At 70.9% G+C, this 2,222-nt stretch carries 2 protein-coding genes and 1 pseudogene; 2 read left to right on the top strand and 1 reads right to left on the bottom strand.

The features are described 5' to 3' along the window. Positions 1-138 precede the first annotated feature (138 nt). Positions 139-861, top strand: coding sequence for an MgtC/SapB family protein (locus tag A612_RS10725; protein ID WP_019374486.1), 723 nt, complete (start codon positions 139-141; stop codon positions 859-861). 13 nt (positions 862-874) lie between these two features. Here A612_RS10725 and ruvB read toward each other — a convergent pair whose 3' ends face one another. Then, positions 875-1,951 (bottom strand): Holliday junction branch migration DNA helicase RuvB, encoded by a 1,077-nt coding sequence (ruvB, locus tag A612_RS10720; protein ID WP_019374485.1) that lies wholly within the window; start codon positions 1,949-1,951, stop codon positions 875-877. A gap of 138 nt (positions 1,952-2,089) precedes the next feature. Between ruvB and A612_RS17945 the strand changes: the two are divergent. After that, a pseudogene (locus A612_RS17945) lies at positions 2,090-2,222 on the top strand (DUF2760 domain-containing protein); the annotation flags it as partial.

The following is a 2,222-nucleotide window of genomic DNA, read 5'->3' as shown; positions in this document are numbered from 1 at the left end:
GCAGGCCCCCGCCGCGGCAAGGCAGGCACGGCCCCGGGGATCGGCGCCGGCGCACCGGCCTGAGCCCTGCCGAGCGGTTAGGCTTCGCTTCCCGGCCCGAAGGGCCTTCCTGGTCCGTGGCCCCGCCTTCTTGCTTCCATGCACGCTCTGCAAAACTTCGACCCCGCCGCCACGCTCAACACGCTGGTCAGCCTGTGCTTCGCCTTCGTCTTCGGCAGCCTGATCGGGCTGGAGCGCCAGATCCGCCAGCGCACGGCCGGCCTGCGCACCAACGCGCTGGTCGCCGTGGGGGCGGCGGTGTTCGTGGATCTGTCCATGCGCATGAACGGCGTGGAGGGCTCGGCGCGCGTGGTCTCCAACGTGATCACGGGCGTGGGCTTCCTGGGCGCGGGCGCGATCATGAAGGAAGGCATCAACGTCACCGGCCTGAACACGGCGGCCACGCTGTGGGGCTCGGCGGCCGTGGGGGCGTGCGCGGGCGCCAACTTCATCGTCGAGGCGGCGCTGGCCACGCTGTTCGTGCTGGCGGGCAACACGCTGCTGCGCCCGGTGGTCAACCACATCAACCGCAGCCCCCTGAGCAGCGCTGCGGCCGAGGCGACCTACCACGTCTACGCCATGTGCCGGCGCAGCGCGCAGGCCGAGGTGCGCGAGCACATGGTGCAGTTGCTGCAGGAGGCGCAATACCCCGTGCGCGCGGTGCAGAAGCACAGCTTCGGCGAGCGCGACTCGGAGATCGAGGTGGTGCTGTATGCGACTTCGGTGGACGCGGCGGAGCTCGATGGCGTGGTGCGCCGCATCGAGAAGCTGCCGGGCGTGCTGCAGGCCTACTGGAACGCCGGCACCACGCCGGTGGGCTGAGCCCCGGCGCGGGTCATTCCGCGAACAGGCCGCCCGTGCTGCGCGGCGGCGCCACGCCCAGGTGGCGGTAGGCGGCCAGCGTTGCGACGCGCCCGCGCGGCGTCCGCTGCAGGAAGCCCTGCTGGATCAGATAGGGCTCGATCACGTCCTCGATGGTGCCCGATTCCTCGCCGATGCTGGCGGCGATGTTGTCCAGGCCCACCGGGCCGCCGTCGAAGCGGTGCACCACGGCCTCCAGGAGCTTGCGGTCCATCACGTCGAAGCCCTGCGGATCGACGTCCAGCATGGCCAGCGCGCGCTGGGCGATGTCCAGCGTGATGCGCCCATCGCCCTTCACGTCGGCGTAGTCGCGCACGCGGCGCAGCAGGCGGTTGGCGATGCGCGGCGTGCCGCGCGAGCGGCGGGCGAGCTCGAAGGCGCCTTCCTCGTCGATGGGCGCATGGAGCAGCCCCGCCGAGCGCAGCACGATGCGCGCCAATTCCTCGGGCGTGTAGAACTCCAGGCGCGCGACGATGCCGAAGCGGTCGCGCAGCGGGTTGGTGAGCATGCCGGCGCGCGTGGTCGCACCCACCAGGGTGAAGGGCTGCAGGTCCAGCTTGATGGAGCGCGCCGCTGGGCCCTCGCCGATCATGATGTCGATCTGGTAGTCCTCCAGCGCCGGGTAGAGGATTTCCTCGACCACGGGCGACAGGCGGTGGATCTCGTCGATGAACAGGACGTCGTTCTTCTCCAGGTTGGTCAAGAGCGCCGCCAGGTCCTTGGGTTTTTCCAGCACCGGGCCGCTGGTCTGGCGCAGCTGCACGCCCAGTTCGGTGGCGATAATGTGCGACAGCGTCGTCTTGCCCAGGCCGGGCGGGCCGAACAGCAGCACGTGGTCCAGCGCCTCGCCGCGCTTGGCGGCCGCCTGGATGAAGATCTCCAGCTGCTCGCGCGCCTTGGCCTGGCCGACGTATTCATCGAGCAGCTTGGGGCGCAGCGCACGCTCCAGGGCTTCCTCCTGGCTGGAGGCCGGGGCGGCCGAGATCACGCGCTCGTGCCCCCGCGAGGGCTGCGGCGGCGGTGCGGCGAAGTCGTCGGTGTGGATGGTCATGCTGTGGGCATTTTCCCCGATTGCCCTGCAGCGCGGCGGCCTCATGGCCTTTGGGTAACATCTTCGCCCTTTCCCCGCCTTTGCGGGACGAACCACCTGCTTGCGGGCGCCGTGCGACGCAGGGCGCCCGCCCGTGCCATGAACCCGAATCCAACACCCCCTTCCTTCCTGCGCCGCGTCGCCCTGGCGATCGGCAGCTTCTTCGCGATCCTGGGCGATGCCCGGCTGGCCGGCGCCGTCGAGCGGCTGCGCGGCGGCGAGCCCCTGGCGG

This window comes from Melaminivora alkalimesophila (assembly GCF_000282995.1).
Classification (GTDB): Bacteria; Pseudomonadota; Gammaproteobacteria; order Burkholderiales; family Burkholderiaceae_C; genus Melaminivora; species Melaminivora alkalimesophila.
The sequence above is the reverse complement of the archived record's forward strand: the minus strand, read 5'-3'. Positions and strand labels throughout refer to the sequence as shown.

Bases quoted from the DNA above. Each gene is read 5' to 3' on its own strand.
- A612_RS10725 (WP_019374486.1), top strand. From the start codon at position 139: ATGCACGCTCTGCAAAACTTCGACCCCGCCGCCACGCTCAACACGCTG.
- ruvB (WP_019374485.1), bottom strand. From the start codon at position 1,951: ATGACCATCCACACCGACGACTTCGCCGCACCGCCGCCGCAGCCCTCG.